Annotated in this window: 13 protein-coding genes and 1 tRNA gene; 10 read left to right on the forward strand and 4 right to left on the reverse strand. The window is 37.2% G+C overall.

Annotation, left to right across the window (positions count from 1 at the left end; all coding sequences use genetic code 11):
- The first annotated feature begins 29 nt into the window (after positions 1–29).
- A complete protein-coding gene (locus A8B79_RS04575; protein ID WP_066218606.1) occupies positions 30–1,859 on the forward strand; it encodes a response regulator in 1,830 nt (609 codons plus the stop codon).
- On the opposite strand, the gene A8B79_RS04580 is transcribed toward A8B79_RS04575, so the two are convergent.
- Entirely contained in the window at positions 1,852–2,475 is a 624-nt protein-coding gene (locus A8B79_RS04580) for an FMN-binding negative transcriptional regulator (protein ID WP_066218608.1), read from the reverse strand. The two genes, A8B79_RS04575 and A8B79_RS04580, sit on opposite strands and share 8 nt — an antisense overlap.
- Positions 2,476–2,967: 492 nt before the next feature.
- Between A8B79_RS04580 and A8B79_RS04585 the strand changes: the two genes are divergently transcribed.
- From A8B79_RS04585 to A8B79_RS04605, 5 genes are all read left to right on the forward strand, one after another.
- The gene (locus A8B79_RS04585; protein WP_066219029.1) at positions 2,968–3,693 is read left to right on the forward strand and encodes a YwaF family protein; all 726 of its coding nucleotides are present in this window, start codon (positions 2,968–2,970) and stop codon (positions 3,691–3,693) included.
- Between the two features lie 576 nt (positions 3,694–4,269).
- A complete protein-coding gene (locus A8B79_RS04590) occupies positions 4,270–8,208 on the forward strand; it encodes a class I SAM-dependent DNA methyltransferase (protein ID WP_066218610.1) in 3,939 nt (1,312 codons plus the stop codon).
- 65 nt (positions 8,209–8,273) lie between these two features.
- A complete protein-coding gene (locus tag A8B79_RS04595; protein ID WP_153038349.1) occupies positions 8,274–8,765 on the forward strand; it encodes a hypothetical protein in 492 nt (163 codons plus the stop codon).
- A 4-nt stretch (positions 8,766–8,769) separates the two neighbouring features.
- Positions 8,770–9,243 carry a helix-turn-helix domain-containing protein gene (locus tag A8B79_RS04600; protein ID WP_066218617.1) on the forward strand — a complete coding sequence of 158 codons (474 nt, stop codon included), beginning with the start codon at positions 8,770–8,772 and terminating at the stop codon, positions 9,241–9,243.
- Positions 9,244–9,251: 8 nt separating this feature from the next.
- The gene (locus tag A8B79_RS04605; protein ID WP_066218618.1) at positions 9,252–9,698 is read left to right on the forward strand and encodes a hypothetical protein; all 447 of its coding nucleotides are present in this window, start codon (positions 9,252–9,254) and stop codon (positions 9,696–9,698) included.
- A 162-nt stretch (positions 9,699–9,860) separates the two neighbouring features.
- On the opposite strand, the gene A8B79_RS04610 is transcribed toward A8B79_RS04605, so the two are convergent.
- The 3 genes from A8B79_RS04610 to A8B79_RS04620 form a co-directional block, all read right to left on the reverse strand.
- Positions 9,861–9,934, reverse strand: a tRNA-Arg gene (locus tag A8B79_RS04610).
- A gap of 141 nt (positions 9,935–10,075) precedes the next feature.
- Positions 10,076–11,383, reverse strand: coding sequence for an adenosylhomocysteinase (gene ahcY / locus A8B79_RS04615; RefSeq protein ID WP_066218619.1), 1,308 nt, complete (start codon positions 11,381–11,383; stop codon positions 10,076–10,078).
- Between the two features lie 15 nt (positions 11,384–11,398).
- The gene (locus tag A8B79_RS04620; RefSeq protein ID WP_235603575.1) at positions 11,399–11,935 is read right to left on the reverse strand and encodes a TlpA disulfide reductase family protein; all 537 of its coding nucleotides are present in this window, start codon (positions 11,933–11,935) and stop codon (positions 11,399–11,401) included.
- 127 nt (positions 11,936–12,062) lie between these two features.
- Between A8B79_RS04620 and lhgO the strand changes: the two genes are divergently transcribed.
- The 4 genes from lhgO to A8B79_RS04640 all read left to right on the forward strand — a co-directional run bounded on the left by lhgO (position 12,063) and on the right by A8B79_RS04640 (position 17,845).
- A complete protein-coding gene (gene lhgO / locus A8B79_RS04625) occupies positions 12,063–13,274 on the forward strand; it encodes an L-2-hydroxyglutarate oxidase (protein ID WP_201118464.1) in 1,212 nt (403 codons plus the stop codon).
- Between the two features lie 46 nt (positions 13,275–13,320).
- Positions 13,321–14,250 carry a D-glucuronyl C5-epimerase family protein gene (locus tag A8B79_RS04630; protein WP_066218625.1) on the forward strand — a complete coding sequence of 310 codons (930 nt, stop codon included), beginning with the start codon at positions 13,321–13,323 and terminating at the stop codon, positions 14,248–14,250.
- 77 nt (positions 14,251–14,327) lie between these two features.
- Positions 14,328–17,138, forward strand: a complete 2,811-nt coding sequence (locus tag A8B79_RS04635) for an FAD-binding and (Fe-S)-binding domain-containing protein (RefSeq protein WP_235603577.1) — start codon at positions 14,328–14,330, stop codon at positions 17,136–17,138.
- Between the two features lie 41 nt (positions 17,139–17,179).
- A complete protein-coding gene (locus tag A8B79_RS04640; RefSeq protein ID WP_066218630.1) occupies positions 17,180–17,845 on the forward strand; it encodes a T9SS type A sorting domain-containing protein in 666 nt (221 codons plus the stop codon).
- The last annotated feature ends 1 nt before the right edge of the window (position 17,846 follow it).

Genomic DNA, 17,846 nt, shown 5'->3' on the forward strand with positions numbered 1-17,846 from the left:
ATTGCCGTACTTAGTTCAATATTTCAGGTATGGCAAATAACTTCTCACTTACAGGTATAACAGATAGTCAATCTGTTAATTTACAAGACGATCAGAAAGGTGATGGTGGTTTATTCAGATTACCCGTTCTTGATGTTGTTTCTTATTCGATTGCTCTTATTTGTACTCTTTTCTTTCTCATCTTTGCGATTGATGAATCCATGTCAGTTTCATGGTTCTTTATTTCTGAGATCATAGCACTGTGTTTAATTCCTGTTCTTTCGAAACAAGGGTTTGAAACAATTGCTAAATTTCTTCTCATCCTTTATGTAGATATAGCGATAATAATACTCAGCTCAATTTTTGACGGAGAAGCAGAGATACAGTATTTCCTGATTCCTGCTATGGGCTTATCTATTCTTCTTTTTGAATCCGGACATAATCGGATCAGAAATGTTTCCATATTTATATCTGTGGTTTCGTACTTCATCATAGATTTTATAGCTATAGACAGGGTATCTCTCAGTCCGGAAACAATTGATTACGTGAGATGGGGAGTAATAGCAGCGGCCTTTGTAACCACATGGATCATATTTAACATATTTTCAGAATCGAAAGAGAGAGCAGAGCAAATTACCAGAGAATTCTTAGAGAAGGAGAAAGAACTGAACAGGCAATTAAGCCTTAAACAGGACGAGCTTCAGGAATACATCGAAAAATTGGAATCAACCAGTGAGCAGTTAAAGAAAAGTTCTTCAGCTAAATCTGATTTCCTGGCAACCATGAGTCATGAGATCAGAACGCCAATGAATGCAATACTGGGAATGACAAATTTTCTGAAAGAGGATAATCCCAGAAAAGATCAGCTTGAATCAATTAACATTGTAGATTTCTCAGCCAAAACGTTATTGAGCCTGATCGATGATATTCTTGATTTTTCAAAAATAGATGCCGGAAAAATTGAGTTTGAACAAACGGACTTTGAACTAAAAGAACTGGTTAGTACGGTATCAGAATCGTTTAAAACTACTGCCGTAAATAAAAAGGTTGAGCTGATAACAGAGATAGGAGAGAAGCTCCCGAAATACCTGACAGGAGATCCTGCCAAGCTCATTCAAATCCTTAATAATCTTGTTAGCAACGCTTTGAAATTCACTGACAAAGGTTATGTGAAAATTTTTGTACAATGTGTTGCAGAAAAAAATAAAAAAGTAGATGTTGAGTTCAAGGTTTCAGATACAGGAATTGGGATTGAGGAGTCCAGATTGGACTCGATATTTGAAAGTTTTGTGCAAGCTGATAAAAAAACAAAAAGGTTGTATGGCGGCACTGGTTTAGGATTAAGCATCAGTAAAAAGTTAGTTGAACTGCAGAATGGTTCAATTTCAGCCAAAAGTACATTAGATAAAGGCAGCGAGTTTATTGTTCTGCTTACATTTGGGAAACCCGAAAACAAAGAAAACACAGACGCAGGTAGAGTGGAAACTCAGGAAGAAAACATAGAAGGTCTAAAAGTTATAGTTGCGGAAGATAATCTTGTGAACCAAAAGGTTATGCAAAGTTTTCTGAGAAAATGGAAAGTTGATGCTACCATTGTTTCTAACGGACTTGAAGCCATAGAAGCATTGAAAAGTAATGAGGTCGACTTGATTCTAATGGATCTGGAAATGCCTGAAATGGACGGATATGAAGCTGCAACTGCCATACGTAATCTGGAGGATGCAACGAAAAAGAATATCCCGATAATAGCCTTAACGGCAGCAGCACTTAACGAAGTAAAAGAAAAAGTGTATTCAGTGGGAATGAATGATTTCGTTACCAAGCCTTTTAATCCGGTTGAACTCAGAAGAAAACTTTCCGAAATAAATAAAGCTATTTAGATGAATCGAGGTTTCGTTTCATAATTGCGCTTATATCTTCCCTCCCTAAATCTTCCATCTTAGCAATTACACTTTTCTGGTCCTTATCAGGCTTATTCTGATTGAATTTGAATTTACCTTCCATTTTTGAGATCTCAATTTCCAATCCCACAATCGCTTTTAAGTCAGTGTTGTAATCTTTTTCAGGTACTTCATCAAGCTTCCAGCCTGTGTTTTCCTGATCTTCATGAAAATGTGTGAGCTCTTTAACCATTTTGTTCAGCTCAGCGGCATCTTCTATAACCTTAGGTTTGCCGAACACATGAACTGTTGCGTAATTCCAGGTGGGTACTTCAGCTCGGTTTACGTACCAGGCCGGCGAGATATAACTGTGTGGACCTTGAAAAACCACTAATACACCTTTTGCCTCATCTAACTTTTTCCAGTGCTTATTTGCCTTCGCAAAGTGAGCGATCAAAGTTCCGTGTTTGCCTTTTTGTCTGTGTACTAAAAAGGGGAGGTGAGTAGCTTCAGGCTGATCTTGATGCTGGCTGAAGATAATTCCGAAATTATGTTCTTCGATCAGGTCAAAAAGCACATCCGGATTTTCTTCTTTAAAGGAAGAGGGTGTATACATATGGTTTTTCAGCGAAGATACTACATAATTTATTTTTGTACCTATATGTATTCAGAGCAAAAAAAGCCGATTCTTATTTACGAACCGGCTTTGTGTAAAAAATTTAGTCTAAATTATTTACGACCACTTTTCTTTGCTTGACCAACTTTCTTCGCAGGAGCTGCATTCTTAGCTGAAGATTTAGTTTGGTTGACAGCAGGCTGTTTAAATTTATTAGCCATTGCTTTATCCATTGGATGTTTTGGTTATGTTCTCCCGCCTGTTTTGGCGAAATCGTAACCCATGATCAGACTGTTTTAATTCTGATCATTAAATAATGGTACGAAGAATTTTGATCATTTCAACTAGTTTTAGAACCGGATAAAAAATATTTTTTTGATCATTGAATATTTCAGGCATTCACTTTTTCTGTTATTTTAAAACTGTTAAAGGTGAAAGATTTTAATAATTGAATAAACGGAATAACCGGGGTTGATAGAACATCAGATCAAATTGAATTCATTTTTCGAGACTACATATTTATTTTCTTCATATTCAGCTGAGCATCTGTTCTTGCTGATCGGATTCGTAGTTTTCTTTGTGTGGTTTATTCGCTCCTTGAAACAAAAACCTGAATCGATTCAGCAAAGGATACTGCTTGTTCTCGCTCTGTTTCTTACTGTTCTGCAATTGGCAAAGATTCCTCTGAATCACTATACGGGTGTTTTTGATGTTACCAAAGATATTCCTCTGCATATGTGCAATTTCCTTCCCATGATCATGGTTTGGGTGTATGCAACTAAAAACAGAACCGTTTGGGCTACGATCTTTTTCTGGATCATATTGGGGGTTTCCCAAGCCAATTTTACTCCTTCCGTAGAATTCTCATTATTTCATTACGATGCCATTCGGTACTGGATGGTTCACCTGATGTTGGTTTTGCTGGGGCTTTATCCTGCGATCGTCTGGGGATGGGAACTGGAATTAAAAGATGTGGGAAGATCATTTATAGCTCTGAATGTGGTAGCAGGTGTGATCTATTTTTTAAATCTGATCCTGGACAGCAATTATCTGTATGTAATGGATAAACCACCGGGAACTACTTTCTTCAGTCTGCTTCCTGAATGGCCGGTCTATATTCTGGTTCTGGAAGCGATCATCATCGTTTGGTCGCTAATGGTTTGGGGAGTTTTTAGGATGGTTAAGAGCCGTGTTGTTAATAAAAAGGCTGTTATATAACCGTTATTACGTGGATGTCCTTTTAAACCAATCCGGATCTCGGACATACTACGCGAGATGGTCAAGATTGAGGCTTGTTCTGACCCCATCTGTCTTCCCCTTGGATAAGGGGAAGGACTTTTTAATTACATCACAATAGTATTAAAAACCCAGGGTCATCCTGAACTCGTTTCAGGATCTTTGTGAGGTCTGGTAGTTTAATCAGGTCTACCGGCTCTGTTTTCTAACCCACTTACACAAACGCAGGGCTGAAGCCCTTGCTAGCTTATGAACGAGGCTTTATTCTATCCTATGTAATTAAGGTCATTCCTGCGGAGGCAGGAATCTGGATCGTCATCACAGGCATGTTTCTCTAAACCAATCCAGATCTCGGGCATACGCCGCGAGATGACCTACTTACTCCATTCACGATCCCGAGAATTCGGAAGAAGTGATCTCCCGAATATGTTTGGAATTTAGTTTATGGAGATTGCTTCGTCGTATGCACTCCTCGCAAAGGGCATCTCAAAATTTTACAAGCATTCCTTTCTACTGAGTTTCTCTTTCGCTATAATCCGTTGATAATAAAAGGAGAAGATGATCAATTTTCAGACTAAGAAGGTTCGGCAGGGTATTAATAAAGCATATCTTAAAGTAAATGTTAAGCAGGGTGACTTAAACACGTTCAAAGATGAAGCAACAACCTACCTAAACAATCTTAAGCAAGCTCAAGGCGAAAGTGAAGAGCACTTTAAAGGGTATTTAAAAGATTTTCTACAAGATGCTTTTTATTCGAATGCAGAAAAGTTAGTGAATACCAGTGACCGAATTGATCTGGCTATTTACTCTGGAAAATCTAAATCGACTTCTGTTGATGTAATTATTGAAGCCAAGCGACCTGATAACAAATCGGAAATGATCAGTAAGGACAAGCTGAATCAAAAAGCTTTTCAGGAAGCGCTACACTACTATTTTGATGAGCGAGAAAAAGGTAACGACAGCATCAAGCAAGTAGTAATTACCAACTATACTGAGTTTTTTATCTTCGATGCGCAGGAAATAGAACGCCTCTTCTATTCTAAGAAAAAACTGGTAAAGACCTATAAGGAATGGCAAAACGACGGAAAAGTATCAGGTAAAACAGAATTCATATACGGTAAGTTTGAAGAGTTTATAAAAAACTCAGAAGGAACGCTTACTGGAATTTATGCGGACCTGAACAATTACAAAAAGCAACTTAGCACAACAGGAGATGAAGACACCGACAAAAAGTTAATTCCTCTGTATAAACTGTTTTCGCCTGAGCATCTAACTAAAAAGAGCTTTGCCAACGATAGTAACTCTCTGGATAAAGGCTTTTATAATGAGTTGCTTCATATTCTGGGATTACAAGAAGTAAAAGAGGGAAGTAAACGACTTATTCAGCGATTATCCGAAGATGATCGCAATACAGGATCTTTAGTAGAAAATACCATTGCCACGCTGAAGTACGATCAGCATATGAATGAAGTGCGTGACGCAAAAATCCAGTATGGTGACAGCGAAGACGATCAGTTATTTGGTGTTGCACTGGAACTGGTAATTACCTGGGTGAACCGCGTTTTATTCTTAAAGCTGTTGGAAGCGCAGTTATTAGCGTATCATAAGTTTGATGAGAAGTTTAAGTTTTTGGTGTTTGAAGGAATCATTGATGAATATGACGAACTAAACAAGCTCTTTTTCAGAGTGCTTGCGCTAAAGAACAACGACAGACCGGAATCTTTACAAAAGAGATTCGGACATATTCCTTATCTAAATTCTTCTCTTTTTGATTCTACTACGTTAGAAAAGAAGACCATCCAAATTTCGGGACTGGATGATAAAGCGTCACTTCCCATTTATAACCGAAGCGTATTCAGAAAAAGTGCCAATCCGCCGAAAGGCTCTCTTAATACCTTAGAATATTTACTCCGTTTTTTAGATGCCTATAACTTTAGTGCAGAAAGTTCAGGCGGAATTCAGAAGGAAGACAAAGCCCTTATAAATGCTTCAGTTCTTGGATTGATCTTCGAAAAAATTAATGGCTATAAAGACGGTTCGTTCTTTACTCCCGGATTTATAACCGAATACATGGCTCGGGAAACGCTGCGTAAGTCGGTGGTTGACAAACTGAACGATGCTTTTGATTGGGATTGTAAGGAATTCAATGAATTACATCGTAAAGTTGAAAGTACATCGCTTGGAGAGGTAAATGCTGTTATTAACTCCATCACTATTTGTGATCCCGCCGTGGGTTCCGGTCATTTTTTGGTGAGTTGTTTAAATGAATTGCTAGCCATAAAAGCAGAATTGAAAGTGCTTTGTGATGTGGAAGGAAAGCGCATTCCATATTTGGATATTGCAGTAGAAAACGATGAACTGGCGATCGAGCACAACGGTGAACTGTTTGAATACAAAGTAAATCACGAATGGAAGAATGAACTTGTTGAACGAAGCCACGCCGGACAAGATCGCCAACGAATTCAAAAGGCATTATTCCACGAAAAGAGATCTCTGATAGAACACTGTTTATTCGGAGTAGATATAAACCCGAATTCAGTAAAGATCTGTCGGCTTCGTTTATGGATAGAACTACTAAAGCACGCTTATTATAAAGAAGACCGTCATGCTGAACTTGATACTGAATCGAGTTCAGCACAGGTTTCAGCATCTGTGGAGGCTTCGAAAGAAAAATATGTCCCATTCTCCGAACTCGAAGTACTCCCCAACATAGACATTAATATAAAGCAAGGGAATTCGCTGGTAAGTCGGTTCGGGTTAGACGAAGATCTGACGGCGATATTTAAGAAAAGCGAACACTCACTAGAAGACTACAAACAAGCGGTAAAGAATTACAGGGAAACACGTGACCGTTCTGAAAAACAGCGCCTGCAAAAACTGATCAATGATATAAAAGAAGAGTTCTCAATTGGACTTGAGCAATTACATCCTGAACGAGTTAAGTTGAAGGAATTAATTGCTAAACATCATAAACTATCAACTCAGTTTGATATGTTTGGAGATGATATTGAGGGTGAAGCAGGATCAAGAAGAGCACGAATTAAAAAAGCAGAGCAGGAGCTTGAAAAACAACAAAATATTGTAGATGAAATGGAGGCGGGCACATTTTACCGTGAAGCCTTTGAATGGCGCTTCGAATTCCCGGAAGTGTTAGATGACAAAGGAAATTACAAAGGCTTTGATGTAGTGATTGGGAATCCGCCGTACATTCGTCAGGAAGAGTTTAAGGATATTAAAACCTTTTTAGAAAGCAAATATACTACCTATGCTGGCACGGCAGATTTATTTGTCTACTTTGTAGAATTAGCTTTTCAAAACCTGAGAAAAAAGGGTGAATTTATTTTCATCATACCTAATAAATGGATGAGAGCAGGATATGGAAAAAACCTCAGAAATTTCCTTAAAGATTATCGCATTCAATCTATTTTGGATTTTGGGGACCTGCCTGTATTTGAAGAGGCAACAACATATCCTTGCATTCTGTCTGTTTCTAAAAACGAACCAAAAGTAGAGTTTGAAGCCGTAAGTATTGAAATTTTGGAATTTCCAAATGGCTTAGAAGAGTATATTAAAAGTAACAAAATAGATGTTTTAGCTAATGAATTACCTGAACAAGGTTGGGCTTTAATTGATGCTCAAGAGCAGAAATTATTAATAAAATTAAGAGGAAAAGGCATTTCACTTGGTGAGTATGTAGACGGTAAAATTTTTAGAGGAGTATTAACTGGACTTAATGAAGCTTTTATAATAGACAGTGAAAAAAGAAGTGAACTTATCCAACAAGACAGGAAAAATGAGCAAATAATAAAGAAATTTTATTCCGGGAGAGATATAAATAAATATTCAATTAATGACAGTAATAAATACTTAACATTTTTACCATGGCATTTTCCATTACATGAAGATGAAACTATAAATGGATCTTCTGACTTAGCAGAAAAGAATTTTAAAGCGAACTATGAACCGTTATATAAGCATATAGAAGTTTATAAGAAAAAACTTCTAAAAAGAAATAAAGCTGAAACTGGAATTAGATACGAATGGTATGCACTTCAAAGATATGCATCGTCTTACTATAAAGAGTTTGAGAAGAAAAAAATTGTTTGGCCAGAAGTTAGTAAAACAAGTTATGTTGCATTAGATGAAAGTAAAGCATTCTTAAATAAAACCTGCTTTTTTATACCTATTTCTGATCTTTATTTAGTTGGTTTATTAAATTCAAGTTTGGTTCAATTTTATCTAGATAAAACAGTCTCGAAAATGAGGGGTGGCTACTTCTTATTAAGTGAAATCTACATGGAAAAAATTCCTATCCTTAATTTTAATAGTAATAGAAGTGAATTATTTGAATCTAAAGTCACCCAAATCCTCTCCCTCAAAAAAGAAAACCCAGAAGCCGATACTTCAAAACTAGAAGCCGAGATAGACCAACTGGTTTACGAGCTGTACGGCTTAACCGAAGAAGAAATTGCTATAGTAGAGGAGAGTGTGGGGTGATGATGCGATTAAGGAACGTTATTAATAAAATAATTGTCAATTTATTGACAAATGCACTATTTTAGATGACTTTTTCGTTTAACATAGTGCCATTTTATGAAGGAAAAAGAGCAAACTTCTATACAATTATTATCGAAGGTGAAGAATTACCTGAAGGAGATAAATTTTTGAGCAATGAAAGAGTTAATACAAACTCTCATTTTAATAAATTGAAACAAGTCTTTTTCAACTTATTGAATCGTTTTGGGGCAAGACAACAATTTTTTAAAGATGAAGGTCTTGCAGGCGACATGGTAAATGCCTTTTACGTAAGGAGAGGTAATTTAAGATGGTATTGCTTAAGATGGAGCGAGCAAATGGTAATATTTGGTAATGGTGGAGTAAAAACTGTTAGAGCAACTCAAGACGACCCATATTTAAAGAATTGTGAATACTCGTTAAGATGGATAGACAAATGCCTTACTATTGCCCTTAAAGAAGGAAAGATTTCAGTATCAGGAGATGGGAAACTTTCCGGTGATTTGAGGTTTAACAAAGAAGATTACATTAATCTATAGCGTTATGGATATTAATAAAAGCAAACAAATTAGAGATAGCTTTGAAGCCCTTGAGGTTGAAGAAAGTCGATTTGTGGACAATCAAATGTTTGTTGCAGCACAAATCCAAAATGGTTTGGAAAGAAAAGGTTGGTCACAAAATAAATTATCAAGAGAATCAGGTTTGAATGAAAATGTGATTCGTCAAATAATAGCAGGCGAAGGAAATCCAACGCTAAAAACAATCTCAGCAATAGAACAGGCTTTAAATGAAGAAGTTATTGTGGCTCCGGACTTCTTTATGGAAGAGTTAGAAGAGAAAGGGGTTATTATCAGTGAATCGAACTATATGGATTTTTCATTTAGATATACTGAAGAACTATCAAGTTCTATGTTTGCGGAAGGAGCTGAGTATTCTTTTGAGTTCAATAAAAAAAATAGAGATCAAGTAGAATATATACCATCTGATAACATGCATTTATTGCCAAAAGCCAGCTAATTAGAAGAATGGAAAAAAAATTAAGTTTTGGTTTAGATTCTTTCAAAGTAAAATCTTTTCGGTTTGATTCAACGGAGAAGACAATTCGGAAGGATCGTATAAATTTTGATATTCAGTTAAATATCAAATCAAAAAAAGGCGAAAGAAAATGTACTGTGTTTTTTCGCATTGAGGCGAAGCATGGAAAGCAACAACCAATTAGCTTAGGTGTCATCGAGACAGAAACAATTTATAATCTTATTGGTGAAATACCTTACAATGAAGAAACAGATTCTATACAGTTACCTAACGATCTAATTGTTACGTTTGTATCAATAGGATATTCAACCACAAGAGGAGCTTTATTAGTAAAAGCTCAATCCACGATACTTGCAGATGCTCCACTGCCCATTATTGATCCAGTGAAGCTTTGGGAGCATTTTAAAAATCAAAAAAGCGAAAAAAAATCAGGTTAATTACTTGATACACACCCCCCAAACCTTCAATAACCCATCCGGCATTTACTAAACTGATCGCGGTTTCCTGAGCTTTTTCGCTGGATTAAAAAAGACGGGCGACTCTACTAAAATAAAAAAGCCCTCAGCGCTGTGAAGACGCGTTTTGGGCTTATTTAGGTGTACACCCGACAGGAGTCGAACCTGTAACCGCCTGATTCGTAGTCAGGTACTCTATCCAATTGAGCTACGGGTGCATTTTCAATAAAATTAATTGAGAGCCTTAAAGATAAGGACTTCTTTACCGCTTCACAATCATTTTTTGCAATAAAAAAAGCCTTTCTGTGAAACACAGAAAGGCTTTGAAATTTGATACTTGAAATTTGTTCTTTAAGCTATCAATATCTGTACTGATCAGACTTGTAAGGTCCTGTAATCGGAACACCAATATATTCAGCTTGTTCTTCAGTAAGTGTTTCCAGCTCAACGCCAATTTTAGATAGATGTAATCGTGCTACTTTTTCATCTAAAGATTTAGGCAACACGTGAACACCGGGCTCAAATTCTTCCGGTCTGTTCCAAAGTGCGATCTGAGCTATAGTCTGATTTGTGAAACTGTTACTCATCACAAAAGATGGATGTCCGGTAGCATTACCAAGATTCATCAATCTTCCTTGTGAAAGAAGCACGACTTGTTTTCCTGATTTCAGAGTAAAAATATCAACCTGAGGCTTGATGTTTTCTTCTTCGGAATTCGCTTTCAACCAGGCTACGTCAATTTCGTTATCGAAATGACCAATGTTACCAACGATCACTTTGTCTTTCATGCTTTCAAAGTGACGACCTTTAACGATGTCTTTGTTTCCGGTAGCTGTAACAACGATGTCAGCACGTTTAGCAGCTTCATCCATGGTCTTAACTTCAAAGCCATCCATTGCAGCTTGTAGTGCACAGATCGGATCAATTTCAGTTACAATCACGCGGGCACCGGCTCCTCTCAAAGAAGCAGCAGTTCCTTTTCCTACATCACCGTATCCGGCAACCACGGCAACTTTTCCTGCCATCATAACATCGGTAGCTCTGCGAATGGCATCCACCGCTGATTCTTTACAACCGTACTTGTTATCAAACTTAGATTTGGTAACAGAATCATTTACGTTGATTGCAGGAAGTGTAAGTGTTCCTTTTCTTTCTCTTTCGATTAAGCGAAGAACACCGGTGGTAGTTTCTTCTGAAATTCCGTTAATGCCATCCACTAATTCAGGATATCTGTCCAGAACCATGTTGGTAAGATCTCCACCGTCATCCAGAATCATGTTGAGAGGTTGTCCGTCAGGGAAGAATAATGTTTGCTCAATACACCAATCAAATTCTTCTTCGGTCATTCCTTTCCAAGCGTAAACCGGAACTCCGGCTTTAGCAATAGCTGCAGCGGCGTGATCCTGAGTGGAATAAATATTACAAGATGACCACGTTACATCTGCTCCTAGATCAACAAGCGTTTCAATAAGAACGGCAGTCTGAATGGTCATGTGAAGACAACCTGCAATTCGCGCACCTTTTAAAGGTTGCTCAGATTTATACTCTTCTCTCAATGCCATTAATCCCGGCATTTCAGCTTCAGCAAGCTCTATTTCCTGTCGGCCATATTTAGCTTGAGAAATGTCTTTTACTTTGTAGGCTAATTTTTCTTTTACTTCTGGCATAATGTATAATCTAATCTATGATTGTTTATTGTCTTCTATAATGGTCTTGGCTTTTAAGTAATCGCCTTCAGTTCCATTAGAACCCACTTCTGCTTTAATAAGATAGCCATTTGGGTCTATAAATATCTTAAATGGGATTCCGAAACTGATCACCTTAGGTCCGATCTCATTTTTATCAAGAACAAAGTTGAAGTCATAATTTTTGTCATTCATAAAAGCTTTCACTTCTTTCGGAGTATCACTGTCTTGTAAGTTTACAGCCAATACTGCGAAGTCGTCTTTATATTCTTTTCTTAGGGAATCCATCGCCGGAAAAACTTGCAGACAAGGTCCGCACCAGGTTTCCCAGAAATCAATCAAAACAACTTTTCCTTTATAATCCTGAATAGAAACTTCATTTCCATTCAAGTCAGTAAAAGTCGAGTTCCAGATAATTTCGCCAATTTTTAATTGCTCATCATTCAGCTCTCTTGGGTTTTTGCGAGGCTCACCGCACGAAGATATCAGAAGAGAAGTAAAAAGCAGTCCGAGTAGTATGTGTTTTTTTGTCATTTTCATATTTGTTTTAACAACAAAAGATAAGGCAAAGTTCTGTTAAATGAGATAACAGTTCTGTAACAAATAAATGCGAATATGGGAAAAGTTTGAAACTTAAAGTTAAGTAACAGTATCTTTAAAAATGCAGAATAATATATATGATTTCACAATAGTAGGAGCCGGAATTGTAGGCCTCTCCACTGCTTACAAACTTTCATTGGCAATGCCGGATGCGAAAATATTAATTCTTGAGAAAGAAGATAGAGTAGCAGCTCACCAGACCGGGAAAAATTCAGGAGTTATACATTCCGGTATTTATTACAAACCGGGAAGTTACAAGGCCAAAAATTGTATCAATGGCCGTCATCAACTGGTAGATTTTTGTAAAGAAAACGACGTGGCTATTGATATATGCGGTAAAGTAATTGTGGCAACAGAAGAATCAGAAATGGAGAGACTCGATTCTATTTATAAGCGTGGACTGGAGAACAAGATAGAAGGTTTAGAAAAGATCGATCAAAATGAATTGGTAGAAATTGAACCCTTTGTCAGTGGTGTTGGAGCTATCAAAGTTCCTTGCGCAGGTATTGTTGATTATGCGGGAATGTGCAGGAAACTTCTGCAGAAAATAATTGGGCTTGGCGGGAATATAGCTTTTGGAGAAGAAGTAGTACGCATTAAAACTGAAGTTGATTTTCTTTCTGTAAACACCAAAAAGAACAGCTATAGATCTAACTATTTAATTAATTGCGCAGGTTTATATTGTGATCATGTAGCCAGAGCAGCCGGTATAAAATCGCCAATTCAGATAGTCCCTTTTAAAGGCGAATATTATGAGTTAAAACCCGAAGCTGAATATTTAGTAAAGCACCTGATCTATCCACTTCCACATAAGGATTTTCCATTTCTGGGAGTTCACTTTACAAGAATGGCAAATGGGGGAATAGAATGTGGACCGAACGCCGTTCCTGTGTTTAAAAGAGAAGGATATAAGAAACTCTCTTTTGATATGGAAGAAGCATTGGAGATGATGAATTTCTCAGGGTTTTGGAAGCTTTCGAAGAAGCATTGGAGGATGGGAATGGACGAATACCATCGCTCTTTATCAAAAGCTGCGTTTGTTAAAGGATTACAGAAATTGATACCAAGCGTAAAGAAAGAACATCTTAAAGTTGCTCCATCTGGAGTAAGAGCGATGGCTCTAAAATCGGACGGAGAAATCTTAGATGATTTTTATTTTGAAGTAGTTGATCGTCAGATTCATGTTTTAAATGCTCCAAGTCCGGCTGCTACGGCCGGGTTAGCTATAGGAGACGAGATCGTAAAAAAGATAAAAGAAAGTTTTATACATTAAGGGCTAATATCCGGACTCACAAGCATATATAAACAGCTATTCCATAATGAATGTTAAAGTTATTTTTTTTCTGTTAATCAGTGTCTTAGTACTGTCCTGTAAATCAGAAATTGAAGAAGATCTAAAAGACCTGTCTTCAGTTAAGGTGACTGAGTATTCCTATCAGGAGTTACCATACTTGGAGCAACCATATATCAGGGAGAATTATATATCTACTACGATCGAGTATTTCGATCAGGACTCCGTTCCGGTGCAGATTAAAAATGGAGAAATGTATTACAATCCTGTGTTTACATCCCTGTATGGAATAAGATATGTGGATGCATTTATACGAAGTGGGGATTCTTACTATTTAACATTGGCTAAGCGTATTGCAGATAGATTAGTTGAGGAGTCAAGGGATGATAATCAGATTTTATTATTTCCTTATAATTTTGAATTCGAATACTCGCATGAAGATAGGTTTCAAACTCCTTGGTATTCAGGAATGGCTCAAGGCAGAATGTTGACTTTTTTTGTGAGAATGTATGGTGTGACGAATGAGTCTAAATATTTGGAATGGGCACACCAAACTTTCGAGACATTTAAACTTCTTCAAAGTCAGGATCAGGATTGGATCGGATATATAGATAATGAAAATTATTACTGGATCGAGGAATACCCGGCTGAAAATCCTATTCATGTGCTTAACGGATTTATTTATGCCATTTATGGTTTGTACGATTATTATTTACTAACCAAAGATGAGGAGAGTTTGTATTTGCTCAATGCTTCTGTGACAACAATTGAAAATTATATTGAGGACTTCAGAAACCCCGGTGGCATTAGTAGTTATGATCTAAAGAATCGTTTTTTAAATTCTGATTATCATGATATTCATGTTGACCAATTAAATATGTTATTTGCGATAACCGGAGAAACTTACTTTAAAGAAAAAGCCGACCTCTTTGAAAATGATTTTTCAGGTTCCAATTGATTTTCAGTATTAATTAACACAAAATTTTTTCATAAAAAGGAAGATCCCAGTTGATAGATTCTAATAAACTTACAAAAATGCTTTACTCTCAGGATGCATCTATGTATCAAGAGACACCAAAAGGAGTTTCATTTCCAAGATCGGTTGATGATATCAGGGAGTTGGTTCTGAAAGCTAATAAAGAACGATTTTCAATAACTGCCCGGAGTGCAGGAACCAGTTTAGCAGGGCAAACTACGGGATCAGGTGTGATCATGGATATTTCAAAATTCATGACAAAGATCGTAGAAATTGATACTGAGAATAAAAGAACAATTGTTGAACCCGGAGTGATCAGGGATGTTTTAAATCATGAAGTCGGGAAGCATGATCTGTTATTTGGTCCTGATACTTCTACCACAAATAGGTGTATGATCGGTGGGATGATCGGAAATAATTCATCCGGATCGTTTTCCATCAAGTATAAAACGACAAGAGAGCATGTACTTTCAATGGATGTGGTTTTAAGTGATGGAAGCATAGCCAGGTTTGAGCCACTTTCGCCAAACGAACTGGAGGAAAAGAAAAAGCTTCAGAATCTTGAAGGAAGTATCTATCGCAGTATGCTATCCTTGCTTGAAAAAAATAAAGAACTGATTAAGAAAAATTATCCGCATCCGGAAATAATTAGAAGAAATACCGGCTATGCTCTGGATAAATTGCTTGAAATGGAGCCTTTCACCGATGGGGGGAGAGCATTTAACTTATGTGAGTTGCTTTGTGGTAGCGAGGGCACACTGGCAATGACAGGGTCCGCTACATTAAACCTTGTTCAAACAGATTCAATTCAAAAAATAGTGATACCTCATTTCAATACTATCAATGAATCCATGGTAGCAACTATTGAGGCAGTAAAATATGATCCTAGTGCTGTTGAGCTTATTGATGATATTATTCTGAATGCTACAAAGGCCAATCCGGAACAATCACAAAACAGATTTTTTCTGGATAAGGAGCCTAAAAGCATACTTGTCGTACAATTTACAGGTAACGATGAAGCCGAAATTGATCTGAAAATAGATGAATTGATACGATCTCTAAGTAGCAAAGGTCTTGGATATTCTTTTCCAGTACTTTCGGATGCTTCAGAAATGAAAAGTGTTTTCGATCTGAGAAAAGCCGGACTTGGTCTTTTAATGGGATTAGGTAAAGAAGCAAGATCACCAACTTTTTGTGAAGATACAGCTGTTCGAGTCAAGGATTTGCCTGAATATGTAAACCGATTCCAGAAGCTTTTGGACAAACACAAAACCACATGTGTATTCTACGCTCATGCATCTGTAGGTGAACTGCATCTTCGCCCTATGATAGATACGATGACTCCCGAAGGAATCGAGAAGATGAAAATCATGGCTGAAGAAATTGCTGAACTTGTTGGTGAGTTCAGGGGATCATTGTCGGGAGAACATGGTGACGGAAGGGCAAGAGCACCTTATATTGAAAAAGTTCTCAGTAAAGAAATGATGCCGATTTTAAAGCAGGTGAAAGAGATCTGGGATCCTAATTACATCTTCAATCCTGGGAAAATAATTAACGCAAAACCAATTGAAGAAGATCTAAGGTTCTCTCCGGCATATCATTCAAAACCGGTGAGTACAGAATTTCATTGGCGAAGAGAAGGTAGTTTAAATGAAGCTTTAGAGCTTTGTAACGGTGCTGGAGTGTGTAGAAAGCTTTCATTAAGTGGTGGTACAATGTGTCCGTCATATATGGCTACTACAGACGAAAGAGACAGTACCAGAGGTAGAGCTAATGTTTTCAGGCAGGTTTTTGAGGGAGAGAATCCTGATCAGTTTAAGTCTAAAGAACTAAAAGAAGCACTGGACCTCTGCCTGAGTTGTAAGGCTTGTAAAAGCGAATGTCCTGCCAATGTAGATATGGCAAAAATGAAGGCAGAGTTTATGAATGGGTGGCATCAAGAGCACAGAAGTACCATTGGAGAAAAATTCTTTGTTAATTCATCAAAACTATATCCTTTGGCGGCTTTATTTCCGAGGCTTTCAAACCGGATTTCAAGCCTTGAGGTAACAAAGAAGCTTTTGGAAAATATTGCCGGAATATCTTCATCAAGAACACTTCCGGAGTTTTCTGATCAGACCTTCCGGTCATGGTGGAGATCATATAAAAAGAAGGAAGCTTCAAAGAAAGTAGCGCTGGTTGTAGATCTCTTTACAAACTATCATGAACCTGAAGTAGCCAAGTCAGCAGTATTCGTGTTAGAAAAAATGGGATTTCAGGTTATAGTTCCAAAAGTTGATGAGCTCGGTCGACCTCAATTATCAAAAGGCTTTTTAAAAGAAGCTAAAAAAATAGCTCATAATGCGATTTCTGAATTAAAGGGATTCGCAAATAATAAGATCCCGGTAATTGGTCTGGAGCCATCTGAGATACTAACGGTAAAAGATGAATTTCTGGATCTGTGCGATGAACAGCATTTAAAAGACGCACATCAATTAGCTAAACACTGTTATACTTTTGAAGAGTTTTTGGCTTCGAATCTAGAATTACTGCCTGCATCAAAGTTTGATGATCCTGTAATTGTACATGAACACTGTCACGCTAAAGCGCTTTCTAAAAAAAGGTTGTCCAAAAAAATACTGGAGCATGTTGGATTTAAGGTAACAGAATTAGACGCGGGATGTTGCGGAATGGCCGGAAGCTTTGGGTATGAAAAAGATAAGTTTGAAGTGTCTATGGAAATCGGAAGCCAACGATTATTCCCTGCAATTAAAGAGGATAATAATCGTAGTAGCGTATGTGCTTCTGGGTTCTCTTGTAGACATCAGATATTTGACGGAACTGAAACGAAAGCAAAGCATATAACTCAATTGATTTCTGATAAAATTTAATTAGATTGATATTAAACTAAATTGAAGAAAGGAGATGTTTTATGAAAAGAATGTTACTAGTTTTAAGTTTTAGCATAATAAGTTTTACAGCTACTGCTCAGATAGATTACGGTAATGACATTCAACCAATTTTTACTAGTAATTGTAATTCTTGTCATAGCGCCGGTCAGAATAGCTTCAATTCAAGTTCTTATTCTGCGGTAATGGCGAGTACAAGTCCTTCCAGCACGTATGATAGTAAGCATGTAATTCCGAACAATGCTCAGGGGAGTCCTTTGGTGGATAAAATTGAAGAAAGTCCGGAATTTGGGGATAGAATGCCTCAGGGAGGTCAGCTTTCTACTGATGAGATTGACAAGATCAAACAATGGATTAATGAAGGTGCTCATGAAGAGGTTCAAACGTCTAATGAGATCGAATCAGACTATCCCGATAAATTTGAACTTCTCGGCAACTATCCGAATCCATTTAACCCAAGTACAGTAGTACAGTTTCGATCACCTGTAAGTACAGAATTTCGGATCACTGTTTATAATGCGAACGGGCAACAAGTAAATTCATTGACCGGAAGAACAGTTATTGGAGAGAACGATTTCACAGTTAATCTTTCCGATCAACCAAGTGGGGTTTATTTTTACAGAATCAGAGCAACTTCGAATGTATCAAACAGTTTTATTGGTTCCGGAAAAATGACACTGATCAAATAAA

Origin of the sequence: Balneola sp. EhC07 (assembly GCF_001650905.1) — a bacterium.
GTDB lineage: Bacteria > Bacteroidota > Rhodothermia > Balneolales > Balneolaceae > Balneola.

Coding starts and splice junctions, on each gene's coding strand:
- A8B79_RS04575 (WP_066218606.1), top strand. CDS start 30: ATGGCAAATAACTTCTCACTTACAGGTATAACAGATAGTCAATCTGTT.
- A8B79_RS04580 (WP_066218608.1), bottom strand. CDS start 2,475: ATGTATACACCCTCTTCCTTTAAAGAAGAAAATCCGGATGTGCTTTTT.
- A8B79_RS04590 (WP_066218610.1), top strand. CDS start 4,270: ATGATCAATTTTCAGACTAAGAAGGTTCGGCAGGGTATTAATAAAGCA.
- A8B79_RS04595 (WP_153038349.1), top strand. CDS start 8,274: ATGACTTTTTCGTTTAACATAGTGCCATTTTATGAAGGAAAAAGAGCA.
- A8B79_RS04600 (WP_066218617.1), top strand. CDS start 8,770: ATGGATATTAATAAAAGCAAACAAATTAGAGATAGCTTTGAAGCCCTT.
- A8B79_RS04605 (WP_066218618.1), top strand. CDS start 9,252: ATGGAAAAAAAATTAAGTTTTGGTTTAGATTCTTTCAAAGTAAAATCT.
- ahcY (WP_066218619.1), bottom strand. CDS start 11,383: ATGCCAGAAGTAAAAGAAAAATTAGCCTACAAAGTAAAAGACATTTCT.
- A8B79_RS04620 (WP_235603575.1), bottom strand. CDS start 11,935: ATGACAAAAAAACACATACTACTCGGACTGCTTTTTACTTCTCTTCTG.
- lhgO (WP_201118464.1), top strand. CDS start 12,063: ATGCAGAATAATATATATGATTTCACAATAGTAGGAGCCGGAATTGTA.
- A8B79_RS04630 (WP_066218625.1), top strand. CDS start 13,321: ATGAATGTTAAAGTTATTTTTTTTCTGTTAATCAGTGTCTTAGTACTG.
- A8B79_RS04635 (WP_235603577.1), top strand. CDS start 14,328: ATGCTTTACTCTCAGGATGCATCTATGTATCAAGAGACACCAAAAGGA.
- A8B79_RS04640 (WP_066218630.1), top strand. CDS start 17,180: ATGAAAAGAATGTTACTAGTTTTAAGTTTTAGCATAATAAGTTTTACA.